We start from the raw sequence: 15,444 nt of genomic DNA on the forward strand, positions 1-15,444 counted from the left end.
TTCGTACTCACCCTCTCGGGCTTTCCTCCGGGCGCTTCCCTTCGGTATTTCGTGTTCCCGACTCTATCAGACTCTTTCGTGTCCGACTTCCTCGGTGCCTTTCGGGTTCTCCCTCTCGGGTTTCCCTTTCCGGCGGCTCCGACTCTATCAGATCCTTTCGGGCCTGATTCCCGGTCGAAATCGGGGTGTCTTCCCGGCCGTTGGGCCTTTCCGACGTCCCAAACTCTAGCGGATCTTCCCGGCGATTCGTAATCGAGTCGTCCGGCCCGATCGGAATGGAATTCGGCATGCCGAATTCAGCCCCGGTCGAGGGATCGTGCTGAGTTGGGTTGCCGCAGAACCTGCGGCGGACGGCTGCCCCAGAACCGTTCCGGCTCCGCGACAACCCGGAGAACATTACACGAGTCCGGTCGTGCTCCACGCGCCCCCTCATCACCGCCCTTCAGGGCAGACGCCAAGCCCGACCAACAGCACCGGCACGACACTGTCGGCGTCCCCCCTTCCCCCTGACCACCTCCGTGACCACCTCCGTCACGTCGCCTCCGCCACGACGCGCCGTCCCCCACCTCTGCCCCATCCCTTCCCCCTCCCCCATGTCGTCCGATCCGTGCGACGCTCCCTGGCGATGACGGCAACGGCAAAAACGCCCACCGGCAGGCAACAGGTAGCCGACAGGTTCACCCATCAAGGCATTTGCCCGAATTGCCAGACATTGGAATCTATGCCGCGAATACCCTCCGCCCCGCTGTTCCAAGTTCGTAACCGTTCCCAAAGGGACACCGCTCGGACCTGGCCGAACACCTGGGAAATCAGGGATTCCAGCAGCTCCGGAGACCCCTGCGGTGCGTTGCGCGTGCAATCTGCATTGGATAGACATGGGCGGCGCGCCGGGTTGCGCGCATGTGGTTCGGGTTGACTGGGGCTGTTACGGGGGTGTGTGCGTGAAGTTCGACATGGGGTCCACGACTCTGTCCGATCTGGGGAAGAGCACCGAGGGGTCGAGTGGTGATCTCGGGGCGTTGATCCGGCAGTTGATCGCTGCGGCGGATCCGCTGGAGGGGAAGTTCAACGGGGCCGGGAAGGCCGCGTTCGACACGTTCAAGGCGCATGCCGATGAGATCACCAACGATCTGAACGGGTCGTTGCGGGACATTCTGGGTGGCCAGTCCGGGATGGACTCCGCGTTCGGGTCCGGTGACCACGAGCAGGAGTCCAACGCGCACCAGAACATGTCGTCGGCGAACTTCGACGCCGCCCGCTTCGGCGCACGCCACTAACCACACGGGGGACGGATCATCATGGGTCAGAATCAGGACCGGCGCAGTTACGACACCGGCGCCTCCACCGAGGTCCAGGGCGGGCTCGCCGGGATCATCGGACACCTGGAGCGCGTCCTGGGCGAACGCGACCGCGCCGTCAAGGCCGCCATGGCCGAGTTCACCGCCGACGGCGTCTCGGATGAGTACCACGGCAAAGAGCTCCGCTGGAACAAGGCCGCAGGCGAAGTCCGCGACATCATCCGGCTCGTACGCGGCACCCTGGAACTCAACGACGGCACCGCCCAGTCCACACTCTCCAAGGCGAAGTCCGCCGTCGACGCCATCGGCTGAACACGGCACAGCAGAGACACAAGCGGACGTGAGTGAGCGTAAGTGGACGTAAGTAGACGGACGTTCACGGCACAACAGCATGACAACGGGGATGCAGGAACGGGGGCTTCATCATGTCGGCTTGGGATATTTCGCCGGCCGGGGTGTCGGGTGTGCTGCAGAAGACCGGTACGGCGGCTGAGGGCATGTCGAAGGCCGGGACGGCGATGCAGGAGAGCCTGAAGTCGGCGGCGTCCTCGGCGGACACCATCTCCGGCCCCCCGCACGGCGCACCCGGCTCCGGCCCCTCCCATGGCGATCTCGGTACCGGCGGCCACGGCGGCGGTACGCACCCGGGCGAACCGGGGCCGTCCGGTAGCCCGGGTTCGGGTGGCGGCGGCGATGCCGGGGGTCCCTCGATCTCCGGTGGCTCGCACCTGGCAGACGGACCGGCAACCGGTGGCTCGCACCTGGCGGACGGACCGGTCACCGGCGGTTCGCACCTGCCGGACGGGCCCGCCGAGCCGCGCGGCAATCTGCCCGACGGGTCCTGGGAGGGGCCGCGGGGGCTGCATCTCGATCCGCACGCCAACGCGGCCGCCGACCAGTTCATGCACCGGGCCCAGTCGGCGGATCCGGGCATCACCGACGCTGTGAAGTCGGCTGCCGATCGGGTGGACCACGGGAAGCTCACCGGCCTGGAGTACCGGCTGAAGGGCGAGGACTCGCTCAAGCGCAAGATCGCGACGGCGCTGCACGACGATCCGATGCTCCGGCCCGAGGACGCGCTCGGGGGCGTCAAGGACTCGGTGCGGTACACGGTCGAGCTGCCCGCCAAGGGCTATGCGCACGGCGTGCAGCAGGCGGTCGACGACTTCCGTGGCCGGGGGTTCGAGAGCGTCACGTTCAAGAACACCTGGGACAGCGCGGGCTGCAAGGGCATCAACTCGACGTGGCGCGACCCGGTTTCGGGCCAGGTCTTCGAGGTGCACTTCCACACCCCGGAGAGCTTCACGGCCAAGACGGACGGCCATGTCCTCTACGAGAAGGAACGGCTGCCCGGGGTTTCCCGCGACGACCTCGCGGCCATCCGGGCCGAGCAGAGCGAATTGTTCGGCAAGGTGCCGGTTCCGCACGGGGCCGGGGATCTCCACATTGCTCTCGACCACGCGCCGCACGGTTCCGCACTCCCCGTGGCCCCGCAGGTCGGGCACGGTCAGCACGGCGATGCCTCAGTCCATGGAAATGGGTCCCCGCCGGAACTGACTCCCGCCGAGCGTGCGGTGCACGATTCGCATCTTCAGGCGCTGGAGAAGAAGTACGCCGACGATTTCGACGTCTTGAAGCAGGACCCCGATCATCAGGGGAAGGCCAAGCCGTCGGAGATGGACGAGGCGCGGGTCGCTCTCGACATGCGGGACAGCGGCAAGCTGCCCTCCGATATCCAGCGCCCGCCGGGTGCCAATCAGGGTGACTCCTACTCACCGAGCGCCGGGGAGTTCTACGACATCAAGGGCGTACACTCCGACTGGCCTCCCCTCAATATCGTTCGCGACAAGTCCCTGCCGTTCAAGGGTGCGTACGACCCCGCGAACCACGGGGGCTGGGTGCGAAAGCTTGAGGACCAGATCGTGAACAGGAAGCGCATGGTCATTCTCGATATGCGCAATGCCGATCAGGCCGCTGTTGACGATGTCCGGGCGATTGTCGAAGACCATGGGGGGGATGATCGGGTTGTCTGGTATTCGTGACGAGGGCGAACAGCGGATCGTCCGGGTCATGCCGAAGGACCCGGAGGCGGTGGCCGCGCTCCGCGAGTGGGTCGAGCAGCCGGGTTCGCTGCTCGGCGTCGCCGGGCTCGACCTGACCTCCGCCGATCTGTCCGGTGCCGACTTCGGCGGCGGCATGCTGGCCGAGACCGTGCTCAGGGACACCGTGCTCGTGGGCACCGACTTCTACCGGGCCCACCTGGAAGGCGCGGTGCTCGACGGCGCCGATCTGACCGGCGCCGCCCTGGTGAAGGCCGTCCTGGACGAGGCCTCCTTGCGGCGCGCGAAGCTGGACGGCGCGAACCTGGGCAGCGCCGAGCTGTACGAGACCGACGTCCGGGGCGCCTCGCTGCGCGGCGTACGGCTCGACTGCGCCTCGCTGCTCGGCGACACTCTGTTGCAGGGCGCGGACCTCACGGACGCCTCCCTCAAGGAGACGTCGTTCAGGGTCGTGGTCGACGAACACACCGTCGTCGAGGGCCTGTCGGGCACGGTGTACGGGCCGATGGTCGTTCAGAGCGGTGGGCAGCGCCGCGAAGTCGGCGGCCGGGCACTGGAGTTGTGGCTGAACGGCCGGGGCGCGGATGTGCGGGTGATCGACCCCGCGTCCCGGCACATCACGTACTACGCGAAGATCGGCGAGGGCTATCCGCGGAGCAGTCCGCGCGGTATCGTCCGGCGCCGCTTCCTTGACGGGGTGGCGTACGACGAGGCTTTCACCCGGAATCTCAGGTGGGAGCCGACCGAGTATCTCCGGCTCTATGAACTCGGCCACAACGAGGTCGACCACGTGGAGATCACCGAGGAGGCGGCGGACTCCTTCGTCGCAGCGGTGACCGCGAAGCTCCGCGAACGCCCGTAATTCCGGTCCGCACCGGCAGAATTGCCGTGCGGAATGCGCAGGATCCGAAGGAGATTGCCCGGGCATGACTGCCGCGCAGGACTACGACAGCCAATTGCTGGAGTCGGTTTCGGTACGACGCCGGCGGCTTCGCGATGCCCTTCTGTTCGGGGGCCAGCGGGGGCGCCGGTCGGTCGACGAGCGACTCGGCAAGGTATTTGCCGGAATTGTGATTGCGGCGGTGCTGTGCGCGGGGTGCGTCGGCTGGTCGTTCATTTCGCACAAGCTCATCGGCAAGACGCCGTACGGGACTTCGGTTCAGCCGTCTTCGGCACCCTCTTCGCCCGCTTCTCAGCCCGCTTCTTCACCCGCCGTGAAGTCTTCGGCCCGATGATAGGTTCGCACGCGTGATAGCTACGGGATCTCTGAGCCGTACGGCATTGAGCCGGGTCACTCTGGTCGGGGAACAGCGTCGGGTGGATCTCGTTCTGCCGTCCGAAGAGCCAATTGGGTTGCTGCTGCCCGAAATCATGCGGCTGCTCGGCGACGGTCCGGGCGGCCGGCCGATGCTGCGCCATCTGACGACGGCCGACGGTTCGGCCCTCGCCCAGGACTCCACGCTGGCCTCGGCGGGCGTGCCGGACGGGGCGGTGCTGCGTCTGGTGCGGGTCGAGGACGCGCCTTCGGCGCCGGTGGTGCACGACGTCACCGACGAGGCCGCCGACGATCTGGACGTACGGGCTTGGCGCTGGCGGCCCGCCGCGCGGCGGGCGGTCGCCGGGCTCGCGACGGTCGGCTGGGCGCTGGCGGCCGGGGTGCTGGCACGCGAGGAGTTCGCGCTGTCGGCCGTCGGCGGTGTGCTGCTCGCGGTCGCCGCGGTCGCGGCGGTCGTCGGGGCGGTGCTCGGCCGGACCGGTCGGCGCGGGCCCGCGACCACGCTGATCGTCACGGCCGGGGTGCTGGCCGTGCTCGGGGCGTGGACGCTGGCCGATGCGCACGGCTGGCCGGGCGGGGCCCGGCTCGGCGCGGTCGCGGGCGCGCTGGTGGTGACCCTTGCGCTGCTCGGGGTGTTCTCGCCGCTCGGGCGGGGCGGGCTGATCGGCGCCGGGGCGGTCGCCGGGGGCGGGCTCTGCTGGGAGACCGTGATCGCGGTGCAGTCCGGGGCCGGTACGGCGGTCGGGCAGGCGCGGGCCGGGGCGATCGTGGTCATCGTGTCGGCGGTGGTGCTCGGGGTGCTGCCGCGGGTGGCACTGATGGCGTCCGGGCTCTCGGGCCTGGACGACCGGCGCTCCGGCGGCGCTTCGGTGAGCCGCTACCAGGTGTCGACCGCGCTCGCGGCCACGCATCGCGGGCTCGCGCTCGCCACGGTCGTGGTGGCGGCCTGCGCGGCGGTCGCCGGGATCCTGGTGCTGCGTGCGCCGACGGTGTGGACGGTGCCGCTCGCCGCGGTCGTCGCGGTGGTCCTCGCCCTGCGCGCGCGGGCCTATCCGCTGGTCGCCGAGGTCGTGGGTCTGTTCGCGGCCGGGGCCGCGGTGGCCGGGCGGCTGGCCTGGGTCTGGTGGGAGCGCACCGGTGCGGTCGGCCCATTGGCGCTGCTCGTGGTCCTCGCGGTGGTGCCGGTCGCGGTCCTCGTCGTCCAGCCCGCCGACCATGTACGGGTCCGGCTGCGGCGGTTCGGCGACGCGCTGGAATCGATCGGCGTGATCGCGCTGTTCCCGCTGGTGCTCGGGGTGTTCGGGGTGTACGGGCGTCTGCTCGGCACGTTCGCGTAAGTATGCGTAAGGGTCGGGATGTGGCTGTGGGCGAGGACTGGCAGCGCGATGTGCTGCGCGAGCTGAACGCGGGGGGCCCGGCGGTGCCGGACGCGCAGCCGGATGCGCGGCTGGACGCGGGTGGCTCGGCGGGGCCGGCCGGACAGCCGTATGCGGGCCCGGCGGAGGGTACGTTCCGGATACCCCGGGCCGAGCCGCGCGGCGCCTCCGCGTCCCGCGAGCCGGGTACGGGGCTTCCCACGGCGGGCGTTGACGCCCCCGGCACGGCGAGTGCGGCCCCCCGCCAGATCCCGCCCTCCCAACAGCCCGGCAGCGCGGCGCCCGTGGGTGCCGTCGAGTCGGGGCCTGGCCGGGATACACCCGGCCCGACAAGCACGGACCCCCGCCAGGTCCCGCACCCCGGCACCGCGGCTCCCATGGACGCCGGGCCTCGCCACGACGCCCCCGGCACGGCAAGCACAGACTCCCGCCAAACCGCGCACCCCGGCACCGCGGCCCCCCTGGACGCCGGGCCTCGTCAGAGCGCGCCCGCTGAGTCCCACGGCGCCCTCCTCCCCTCCTCCCAGTTCGACGCCATCGCGGCCGCCCGTGCCGTCGCCGCGTACGGGTCCGGTGCCCCGGACGCCCGGCCCGCCACGCTGCCCGAGCTCCGCATGCCCGGTGGGCGGGAGGCGGCGGTGCCCATGGCCACTCCCGAGTCCGTGCCCACCGTCGATCCGCGGCTCGCCGTCGCGCTCGGGAAGCCCGTGCACGGGGATCCGTTGACGAAGCGGGCAGGGCGGTCGGTGCGCAAGCTCACCTCATCCGCCGCGCAGGACGTGGCCGAGGAGACAAGGATCGGGCGGGAGTTGCAGCAGCCCGTGACGACCGGGCGGGTCATCGCGGTCACCTCGATCCGCGGCGGGGTCGGCAAGACGACCGTGGCCGCGCTGCTCGCCCGGAGCTTCAACCACTACCGGCACGATCCGGTGCTCGCCCTGGAGGCGGACGGCGCGCTCGGTACGCTGCCGGTCCGGCTCGGCGCCGAATCGGTACGCTGGTCCTGCGCCGAGCTCGCCCAACTCCTCACCCCCGCGATGCAGTTGACCGACGTGACCGGCTATCTGGTGCCGGTCGCGGACGGCGGCTGGCTGCTGCCCGCGAGCCAGGGCCGCCTCGGCGCGCCGCTGAGCATGCAGACGTACCGCACCGTGACGCTCGCGCTGCGGCGGTACTTCGCGGTGACCGTGGTGGACTGCGAGACGCTGCCCGGCGAGGTGGCGCGTACCGCGATGGACACCGCGCACGCCCGGATCGTGGTCGCGCCGATGACCGCGGAGGGCGTCGGCGCCACCCGGGTCGTCCTGGACTGGCTCGGCCACCTCCCGCACTCGGCGCTGGCCACCACCGTGGTGGCGCTCACCGCCAACTCCCCCGACATGACACTGGACTTGAAGGCCGCCACCGCGCATCTGCGGGAGGCGGGCGTCACCGTGCTTCCGGTCCCCTACGACCGGCATCTGGCCCAGGGAGGCCCCATCCAGACCGCACTGCTCGGCCGGACGACCCGGCAGGCCGCCGTTTCGCTGGCCGCCGAGGCGATGGAGCGGGCGGTGAGGGTGCGATGACGCTGCATCAGGTCCACCGCCCGGCTCGCTCGACCCGGCCGGCCGCCGCCGCGGCGCCGCGCGCCATCGAGCCGCCGCCGAACCTTCCCGAGGGCAAGACGGGCGGGGCCGCCACCGCGCTGCTGCCGATGGCCGGCGTGATGAGCTCGGTCATCATGATGACGGTGATCCGCAACAGCCAGTTCGCGGGGCTCGGCGCCATCGTCCTGGTCGTGGCGCTGCTCGGCGCGGTCGCGCTGTTCCTGTCCCAGCGGGGCAAGGCGCAGCGCACCCGGCGCACCCAGCGCGAGCGCTATCTGGAATACCTGGAGGAGCAGCGCGAGGAACTGGGCGCCGTGGAGCGGGAGTCCAGGCTCCAGGCCCGGCTGCTCAACCCGCCGCCGCAGGCGCTGTACGACCTGCTGCGGGATCCGGCGCGGCTGTGGGAGCGCCGGCGCGGCGACGCCGACTTCCTGCGGGTGCGGGTGGGCACCGGCACCGTACCGACGCAGGATCTGTCGATCGGGCAGAACAGCACCGGGGGCGTGCTGACTCCGCCGGACCCGTTCATGCTGAACGAGGCGCGGGCGCTGGTGGCCCGGTACGCCACGGCCACCGAGTCGCCGCTGACGGTGCCGCTCGACCGGGCCGGGAACGTGAGCGTGGTCGGTGACCGCGAGGGGGTGCTGCGGGTCACGCGGGCACTGCTCGTCCAGGCGGCCGTCACGCACGCCCCGGACGATCTGGCGATCGCGCTCGGTGTGCCGGGCGAGCGGCTTGCGGACTGGGAGTGGGCCAAGTGGCTGCCCCATGTCCTGGACGCGCTGGAGAGCGACGGCCCGGTGGCCGCGCGGCGCATCGCGCCGAGCATGCCGCAGCTGGCCCGCCTGATGCGTACGGATCTGCGCCAGCGGGCGTCGTACGCGGCGGAGGTGCGCCGGGGTCTGTCCGACCGGAACGCGCTGGGGATGATCGACCGGCTGCTCGTGGTGAGCGACGAGTACGGCGCCACCGCCGATGAACTGCCCCGCCCGGACACGGCGGTCGGGCTCACGGACATGGGCGTGACGGTGCTGCACCTGCTTGAGCAGCAGGTGCACGAGCCGGACCACGTGAGCGTTCGGATCAGTGTGGAGGGCGACCGGATCACGGTCGAGGATCTGCGCGATCCCGCCAGTCCGAGGCCGCTGTCCTACGGGCTTTCCGACGAGGTGAGCCAGGCCGGGGCCGAGGGGCTCGCGCGCATGCTGGCGCCGCTGCGGCTGTCCGCCGAGTCGGTGGCCGAGGGCACCCCGGTGACCGGCCCGGTGGACTTCCCGCAGTTGCTCGGCATCGAGGACCCGGCGGATCTGGACATCGACCGGCTGTGGGCGCCGCGCGGCGAGCGGGCGTTCCTGCGGGTGCCGATCGGCCTGGACGACCGGCACCAGCCGGTGCTGCTCGACCTGAAGGAGTCCTCCGAGCTGGGCATGGGCCCGCACGGGCTGTGCGTGGGCGCGACCGGCTCCGGCAAGAGCGAGCTGCTGCGCACCCTGGTGCTCGCGCTGGTCGCCGCGCATCCGCCGGAGGATCTGGCGCTGGTCCTGGTCGACTACAAGGGCGGTGCGACCTTCGCGCCGTTCGCCGAACTGCCGCACGTGGCGGGCGTCATCACCAACCTGGAGAACCAGGCGGGTCTCGTGGAGCGCGTGCACACGAGCCTCGCGGGCGAGGTCAAGCGGCGCCAGCAGGTCCTGAAGGACGCGGGCAACGTCGCCGACATCGGGCACTACGCCGCGCTGCGCGCCGAGCGGCCGGAACTCGAACCGCTCCCCCACCTGTTCGTGGTGATCGACGAGTTCGGCGAACTCCTCACCGCCAAGCCGGACTTCATCGACCTGTTCCTGTCCATCGGCCGGATCGGCCGCTCCATCGGCGTACACCTGCTGCTTTCGAGCCAGCGCATCGAGGGCGGCAAGCTCAAGGGCCTCGACACCTACCTCTCCTACCGGCTCGGTCTGCGGACCTTCTCGGCCGACGAGTCGCGTACGGTCCTGGACACGACGGACGCCTTCAACCTGCCGCCGCTGCCCGGCTTCGGCTATCTGAAGGTCGACACCTCGACGTACGAGCGCTTCAAGGCGGGGTACGTCTCCGGCGCCTACCGGGGTCCCGCCGTCCTGGAACAGCAGGACGACACCCCGCTCGCCTGGCCGTACGAAACATTCAACTCCCTTATGGAAGAGGAGAGTTCGGACGCGGCGGCCGAACCGGCGATGCGGGAACGGGAGACCGGGCCGACCGTCATGTCGGCGATGGTCGACCAGCTGCGCACGGCCGCCGAGCCGGTGCGCCGGATCTGGCTGCCCCCGCTGCCGGCGGCCATCAGCCTCGATTCCGCCGCGGGCCCGCTCCAGGTCTCCGAGCGCGGGATCCAGCTCAGCCACCGCCCCGGCCCGATGCGGGTGCCACTCGGTCTCCTCGACGATCCGGGCCGGCAGTGGCAGGGGCCCTGGACGCTCGATCTGACGGTGGCCGGCGGGCATGTGGCCGTCATCGGCGGCCCCCAGTCCGGCAAGACCACCCTGCTGCGCACCATCGCGCTCTCCCTGGCCCTCACCCACACCCCGGCCCAAGTGGCCCTGTACGGGCTCGACCTGGTGGGCGGCGGCCTCGCCGCGCTGGCCGGTCTTCCGCACGTCGGCGGGATCGCGGGGCGGGCCGACCACGAGCGGGCCGCGCGTACCGTCGCCGAGGTACGGGCCATGCTCGCCGCCCGCGAGGAGCTGTTCCGCGAGCACGGCATCGACTCGGTGGACGAGCTGCGGGGCCTGCGTGCCCAGGGCCGGCTGCCCGAGCTCGGCTCGACCGATGTGGTGCTCCTGATCGACGGGTACGGCGCGCTGCGCGACGAGTTCGCCGACCTGGACGACGCGGTGGCCGATCTGCTCAAGCGCGGCAGCGGCTACGGCATCCACATCGTGGCGGGCATGCTGCGCTGGAACGATGTGCGGATCGCCACCCAGTCGATGTTCGGCACCCAGCTGGAGCTGCGGCTCAACGACCCGTCCGACTCGGCGATCGACCGCAAGCTGTCCGAGACGCTCGCCGTGGACACCCCCGGGCGGGTGCTGACCAACGGCAAGCTGTTCGCGCAGGCCGCGCTGCCGCGCACCGACTCGGTCGCCTCGGTGACCGACCTCGGCCCCGCCCTGGAGGACGCGGCCCGCACGATCAGGGCCACCTGGCACGGCGAACTCGCCTCTCCCGTACGGGTGTTGCCGACCAGGCTGCCCGCGCAGCGGCTGCCGTCGGCGGCCGCCGAGCCGAGGCGGATCCCCATCGGGGTCGACCAGGACGCCCTGAACCCCGTACTCCTGGATCTGTTCGAGCACGACCAGCATCTGCTGATCCTCGGCGACAACGAGTGCGGCAAGACCAATCTGCTCAAGCTCATCGCCCAGCAGTTCACCGCCCGCTACAGCGACGAGGAGCTGGTCTTCGCGGTGTTCGACCCGCGCCGCGGGCTGCGCGGTGTGGTGCCCGAGCCGTACCGCGGGGGCTATGCGCACAACGCGAAGATCAGCGCGGGGCTCGCCGCCGGGATCGCCACCGAGCTGGAGAAACGCCTGCCGGACGAGAACGTCGACCACGACGCGCTGCCGGAGGGGCCCGCGTTCAGCGGTCCGCGCATCGTGGTCCTCGTCGACGACTACGACATCCTCACCACCGCGGGCCAGCAGCCGCTCACGCCGTTCCTGCCGTACATCTCCTCCGCGCAGGACATCGGGCTGCACTTCGTGGTGGCCCGCCGCGTCGCGGGTTCCTCGCGCGCGCTGTACGAACCGTTCCTGACCACCCTGCGCGAGACCGGCACCGCGGCCCTGGTGATGACGGGCGACCGCACCGAAGGCCAGCTGTTCCCCGGTCTGTACGCCTCGGCGCAGCCGCCGGGCCGCGGCCATCTGGTCCGCCGCGGCCGCCGCCACCAGCTCGTCCAGACCGCCCTCGCGCACCAGCCGGAAGAAGCAGAGCACTCGTGACCAAGGACGTCATCGCCCTCACCCCGAAGATGCCCGACACCTGGGCCCTGCTCGCGGGGCTCTACGCCGGCGGCCCCGACCTCGCCGTCGACACCGGGCACGACGGGGCGGTGGTTCAGCTCTGCGCGGCGGACGGGCGGCCGCTCGTCTCGCTCGAAGCGCCGCTCCTGGTGCAGGTGCCCGGCGAGGCAGAGCGCCTCCTGGGCGGTCAAGTCCCCTCTCCCCAGGGCCCGTTCTGGTGGACAGAGGTGCGGGCCTCCACCGCGCTGCCCGAGGCGGAGCGGCTCGCGGGTTCGGTGGCGGGGCGGCTCACCATGCTGCTCGGCGGCACCGCCTGGCCGCCCGGCGCCGCGAGCACGGAGGTCGTTCCGGTCGGCCAGGACGGCGAGGTGAGCGCGCGCCCCGCGACCGGCGGGGCCCATCCGACGGTGGACGTGCTCACCGAGTCGACCGCGGTCGTCATCTGCGACCGGCCGGTCATCGCGCTGAGCGCCTGGCTCTCGCACATCCTGCGCGCCACCGCAGAGAGCCGCCGGGCCCTGCAGATCGTGACCCCGCCGGGCGTCCGGCTCAGCCTTCCGCTGCGTACGGCACTGACCGGGGTCCCCAACCGCTGGGTGGTGAAGGACCCCGACTGCGGCTACTACGACGGGCTTTCCGGGGCGGTGCTGCGCTGGCAGGACGGCACCTTCGCGCCGGCCGCCGCCGAGTCGGGCGAGGGCGTCGTGGCCGAGGCGTTCAGCTCGCCCGCGCTCACCTCCGAGCGGCAGCTGATCGTCGCGTTCCGCACCGTGCACAACGCGGACGAGAACCTGGTGCTCGGCCGCGCCCTGGAGACCGCCTGGCAGTCGCTGACCGGCGCGGCCCCGGCCGGCTGGAGCACCGCCGAACCGGTCAACCTCCCTTGGTCGGCACGGCAGTTGACCGACCTCGCCCGCGAACGGGCCCCCGAGCCCACCCAGTTGCTCGCCGTCGGCGACCCCGCCCGGCCCGCGCTGGCCGGACTCCGGGTCACCCGCGTCGAGCGGGGCGTGGCGGCGGACGCGACCCTCACCCTCGGGTACGGCGCGGACGAGGCGCCCCCGCTGGACGCGGCGGAATCGCTCGCGAAGACGCTGGCCGCGGAGCACGGCCTGACCCACATGCTCGTCTCGCTGCGCCGGGCCCGCCGCGACCTGGCGGTGCCGGCGCACTTCGAGGCGCCGCCGATCCCGGTGTCGTACACGCTGGGCGCGGAGGGGGTACGCGGGGCGGGGCTGGCCCACGCCCAACGGCCCCCGCTGGCCCTGCGCCCGACCCAGCTCGGCCCGGCGGCCGAACCCGCGCTCCACTACGTACTGGGCGACGGTACGGATGCGGGCACGTGGTCGATGCTGGAGAAGCTGACGGCCCACCTGGAGAGTACGAGGGCCTAGAGCGAAGCCTTCCAGGGGCGCGGGGAACTGCGCGATCAGCCATGGGCAGCCTGCAGTCGACCGATCATCCGCGGGAGCGGGCCTGAGCTCGGTTCGGCTGCGAGCCGTGCGTGGCTGGTCGCGCAGTTCCCCGCGCCCCTGTAGGTGGCCCGGTACCTATTCGCGATGGCGGAGCAAAAGCATTGCCGCGTCGTCGTGCAACGGCCCGTCCGTGTGCTGGATCAGGTCGCGGCGCAGGGCCTCCAGCGCCGCTTCCGGGTCTGGGTCCTTCAGCAGGAGCGTGCGGGCGCCCAGGGGGTAGAAGGTGCCCGCTCGGTCGCGGGCCTCGGTGACGCCGTCGGTGTAGAGCAGGAGCTGGTCGCCGGGGTCGAAGGCGACCCTGAAGGGCTGCGGGCCGTCCTCCGGGCCGAGCCCCAGGCCCAGCGGCAGCGCGTACTGGGCGGGTTCGGGGAAGGACACCGAGCCGTCGGCGCGTACCAACAGGGGCGGCGGATGGCCGTAGTTGAGGAACACCGCCCCGTTCGCGGGGTCGAGTTCGGCGATGATGGCGGTGACGAACTTCTCTCCCTGCAGGGCCCGTTCGGCCGCCCGCGCCACGCGTTCGCCGACGCCCGTCAGGTCCGGCTCATCGTGCGCGGCCTCCCGGAACGCGCCGAGCACCACGGCCGCCGTCTCCACCGATTCCAGGCCCTTGCCCTGCACGTCCCCGATGATCACGCGTACCCCCTCGGGCGCGGACACCACCTCGTACAGGTCGCCGCCGATCGCGGCCTCCGCGACCGCCGAGGTGTACGAGACCGCCGCGCGCAGATGGCCCGCGCTGCGTGGCACCGGCCGCAGCAGGACGCGCTGGGCGACCTCGGCGATGGAGCGCACGCCGGCGAGTTCGGCCTCGCGGCGCTGGCGCATCACGGATCCGGCCACGCCCGCCGCGGTCACCCCGACGACCGCGGCGAGCGTGGCGAAGCCCCGCCGCTCCGCGAAGAGTTCGCTGTAGATCCCGAGCCCGACCCCGGCGGCCAGGGCGAGCAGCCCGACGGCGACGGTGCGCCGCCAGCCGCCGACCAGGCCCGCGAAGGCGGGGCCGAGCGAGACCAGCGGCAGCAGTCCGACCGCGGGCCCCGCGATCAGGTTGGCCACGACGACCAGCGCGAGCATGGCGTACGGCAGGACGGACAGCACGACGGGAGCCGGACGGTACTGCTCCTCGGTGAGGGCGTGGCCCGCGCCGGTTCTTCGCACCATGGCCGCATCCCTTTCACACGCCTTGGGCATCCATTTCGCCAGCGCGGGCCCGCCGCAACCCTTCCGTTACCGAATCGACGCCGCGCGCCGGGGGTTGCGGTCAGGCGCTGGCGCGCTTCTTCGGGCTCGCGGTCTTCTTCGCCGCGGCCTTCCGGGCGGTGGTGGCCGTGGACTTCTTCGCGCCGGTGGACTTGGGGCTCGCCGCGGCGGACTTCTTGGCTGCGGTGGACTTCGTGGCAGTGGTCTTCGTGGCAGTGGTCTTCGTGGCGGTGGACTTCGTGGCGGTCTTCTTCGCCGGTGCCGTCTTCTTCGCCGCCGTCTTCTTCGCGGGTGCCGTCTTGCGGGATGCGGACGGGCGCGGGCTCAGCGGGGTGACCTCGGCGACCGCCCCGCCCTCGGCCTCCTCCTCGTCCTCGCCGCGGGAGGCCTTCGCGGCCTTGACGCTCTTCTCCAACGCGGCCATCAGGTCGATGACCTTGCCGCCGCCGGAGGCCGGAGCCGCCTCCGCGGGAATCAGGGCGCCGTCCGCCTTGGCGGCGATGAGTTCCTCGACGGCCGTACGGTAGTCGTCGTGCAGGGTCGACACATCGACCTCACCGAGGGTGTCCATCAGGGCGTCGGCCAGGTCGAGTTCGGCCTCGCGCACGCTGACGTCGGTCTCGGGGGCGACGCCTTCGGGCGCGCGGATCTCGTCCGGCCAGAGCAGCCCGTGCATCGCGATCACGTCGTCGACCACCCGCAGCATGCCGAGCCGCTCCCGCCCGCGCAGGGCGAACTTGGCGATGGCGACCTTCCGGCTCCGCTTGAGGGCCTCGCGCAGCAGGGTGTACGGCTTCGCGGCGGGCACGCCGTTGGCGGAGAGGTAGTAGGCGGCGTCCATCTGGAGCGGGTCGATCGAGTCGCCCGGCACGAAGGCTACGATCTCGATCGTCCTGGCGGTGGGCAGCGGCAGCGAGGCCAGATCGGCGTCGGTGATCGGGATCAGCGAGCCGTCGGCGTCCTCGTACGCCTTGCCGATCTCGGCGGTGTCGAGCTCCTCGCCGTCCAGCTCGCACACCTTGCGGTAGCGGACCCGGCCGCCGTCCGCCGGGTGGATCTGGCGGAACGAGATCGAGTGGTTCTCGGTGGCATTCACGAGCTTGATCGGGATGCTGACCAGGCCGAACGAAATCGCACCGTTCCAGATTGATCGCACGGTTTCTCCT

At 71.7% G+C, this 15,444-nt stretch carries 11 protein-coding genes; 9 read left to right on the plus strand and 2 right to left on the minus strand.

Annotation, left to right across the window (positions count from 1 at the left end; genetic code table 11):
• Positions 1-941: 941 nt before the first annotated feature.
• The 9 genes from ACIBK6_RS26040 (at position 942) to ACIBK6_RS26080 (ending at position 12,994) form a co-directional block, all read left to right on the plus strand.
• On the plus strand, positions 942-1,277 hold the full coding sequence (locus ACIBK6_RS26040; protein ID WP_399053763.1) for a hypothetical protein: 336 nt from the start codon (positions 942-944) through the stop codon (positions 1,275-1,277).
• 21 nt (positions 1,278-1,298) lie between these two features.
• Positions 1,299-1,610: a pore-forming ESAT-6 family protein gene (locus tag ACIBK6_RS26045; protein WP_399053764.1), complete on the plus strand. Its 312-nt coding sequence runs from the start codon at positions 1,299-1,301 to the stop codon at positions 1,608-1,610.
• 113 nt (positions 1,611-1,723) lie between these two features.
• Positions 1,724-3,340 carry a DUF6507 family protein gene (locus ACIBK6_RS26050; RefSeq protein ID WP_399053765.1) on the plus strand — a complete coding sequence of 539 codons (1,617 nt, stop codon included), beginning with the start codon at positions 1,724-1,726 and terminating at the stop codon, positions 3,338-3,340.
• Positions 3,315-4,220, plus strand: coding sequence for a pentapeptide repeat-containing protein (locus ACIBK6_RS26055; RefSeq protein ID WP_399053766.1), 906 nt, complete (start codon positions 3,315-3,317; stop codon positions 4,218-4,220). The genes ACIBK6_RS26050 and ACIBK6_RS26055 overlap by 26 nt, the downstream gene beginning before the upstream one ends.
• 64 nt (positions 4,221-4,284) lie before the next feature.
• Positions 4,285-4,593 (plus strand): hypothetical protein, encoded by a 309-nt coding sequence (locus tag ACIBK6_RS26060; RefSeq protein WP_399053767.1) that lies wholly within the window; start codon positions 4,285-4,287, stop codon positions 4,591-4,593.
• Positions 4,594-4,606: 13 nt separating this feature from the next.
• The gene (gene eccD / locus ACIBK6_RS26065) at positions 4,607-5,971 is read left to right on the plus strand and encodes a type VII secretion integral membrane protein EccD (RefSeq protein ID WP_399053768.1); all 1,365 of its coding nucleotides are present in this window, start codon (positions 4,607-4,609) and stop codon (positions 5,969-5,971) included.
• Between the two features lie 20 nt (positions 5,972-5,991).
• The gene (locus ACIBK6_RS26070; RefSeq protein ID WP_399053769.1) at positions 5,992-7,578 is read left to right on the plus strand and encodes a hypothetical protein; all 1,587 of its coding nucleotides are present in this window, start codon (positions 5,992-5,994) and stop codon (positions 7,576-7,578) included.
• A complete protein-coding gene (gene eccCa, locus ACIBK6_RS26075; RefSeq protein ID WP_399053770.1) occupies positions 7,575-11,579 on the plus strand; it encodes a type VII secretion protein EccCa in 4,005 nt (1,334 codons plus the stop codon). The genes ACIBK6_RS26070 and eccCa overlap by 4 nt, the downstream gene beginning before the upstream one ends.
• Positions 11,576-12,994 carry a DUF6177 family protein gene (locus tag ACIBK6_RS26080; protein WP_399053771.1) on the plus strand — a complete coding sequence of 473 codons (1,419 nt, stop codon included), beginning with the start codon at positions 11,576-11,578 and terminating at the stop codon, positions 12,992-12,994. The genes eccCa and ACIBK6_RS26080 overlap by 4 nt, the downstream gene beginning before the upstream one ends.
• 156 nt (positions 12,995-13,150) lie before the next feature.
• On the opposite strand, the gene ACIBK6_RS26085 is transcribed toward ACIBK6_RS26080, so the two are convergent.
• Together ACIBK6_RS26085 and ACIBK6_RS26090 are read right to left on the minus strand one after the other, a co-directional pair.
• Positions 13,151-14,152 carry a PP2C family protein-serine/threonine phosphatase gene (locus ACIBK6_RS26085; protein ID WP_399053983.1) on the minus strand — a complete coding sequence of 334 codons (1,002 nt, stop codon included), beginning with the start codon at positions 14,150-14,152 and terminating at the stop codon, positions 13,151-13,153.
• A gap of 187 nt (positions 14,153-14,339) precedes the next feature.
• Positions 14,340-15,434 (minus strand): Ku protein, encoded by a 1,095-nt coding sequence (locus ACIBK6_RS26090; RefSeq protein ID WP_399053772.1) that lies wholly within the window; start codon positions 15,432-15,434, stop codon positions 14,340-14,342.
• Positions 15,435-15,444 lie beyond the last annotated feature (10 nt).

Origin of the sequence: Streptomyces sp. NPDC050485, assembly GCF_044458185.1 — a bacterium.
Taxonomy (GTDB): domain Bacteria; phylum Actinomycetota; class Actinomycetes; order Streptomycetales; family Streptomycetaceae; genus Streptomyces.